At 66.4% G+C, this 968-nt stretch carries 1 protein-coding gene; it reads left to right on the top strand.

Annotated elements, in window-relative coordinates; all coding sequences use genetic code 11:
* Window positions 1-968 (top strand): IS701 family transposase (locus FL344_RS38165; protein ID WP_141621949.1); only part of this gene is annotated, 968 nt, incomplete at its 5' end.

Below are 968 nucleotides of genomic sequence, written 5' to 3'. Positions count from 1 at the left end.
CGGACGCAGTGCGCGACGACGTCCTGGAGTACGCCCGAAGGAGTCTGGGGGAAGGCGGCATGCTGGCGGTGGACGAGACGGGCTTCTTGAAGAAGGGAGACAAGTCCGTCGGCGTGGCGCGCCAGTACACCGGCACCGCGGGCAAAGTCGAGAATGCGCAGGTGGGCGTCTTCCTCTCGTATGCGACGCCCCGTGGACACGCGTTGGTGGACCGGGAGCTGTACCTGCCAGAAGCCTGGACGCAGGACGTGGCGCGCCGTGAGGCGGGCGGCATCCCAGAAGACGTCGACTTCGAGTCCAAGCCAGCCCTCGCCCAAGGCATGCTGCAACGGGTATTGGCCTCAGGACCGAAGCCGGCGTGGGTGGTGGGGGACGAAGTCTACGGGCGTGACAACACGTTGCGACGCTTCCTGGAGGGATTGCGCCAGCCCTATGTGCTGACGGTGGCGGCCAATACGCACGTCTGGCGGGGCTTCTACCAGGTGAAGCCAGGAGACATGGTGCAACTCGTCCCTCCCACGGGCTGGGGGCGACTGTCCGCGGGCCCGGGAAGCAAGGGCCCACGCCTCTATGACTGGGCACGCATGCGTCTCAACCGGCACCTGGGCCTCTCGAGGTGGCTTCTATTTCGTCGCAGCCTCGTGGACGGGAAGATGGCTTTCTACATTGCCCACGCACGGCGCAACGCCTCGCTGGCCTCGCTGGTGAGGGCCGCGGGAAGCCGGTGGGCCATTGAGGACGACTTCGAGTCAGCCAAGGGCGAGGTGGGGCTGGCGGACTACGAGGTGCGTACCTGGACAGCCTGGCATCGACACATGACGCTGTGCCTCGTCGCTCACGTCTTCCTGGCCAATGCGCGGGCCATGGCCAATCTCGCACCCAAGGAGGGACTGCCCCCAAAAGCGCTCGGCCTGCCGTCGCGAAGAAACCCCATGCGGGCGTTTCTCGTCCGGCAGGGCCTTCACTGA

This window comes from Myxococcus sp. AB036A, assembly GCF_006547355.1.
GTDB classification, from domain to species: domain Bacteria; phylum Myxococcota; class Myxococcia; order Myxococcales; family Myxococcaceae; genus Myxococcus; species Myxococcus virescens.
The sequence above is the reverse complement of the archived record's forward strand: the minus strand, read 5'-3'. Positions and strand labels throughout refer to the sequence as shown.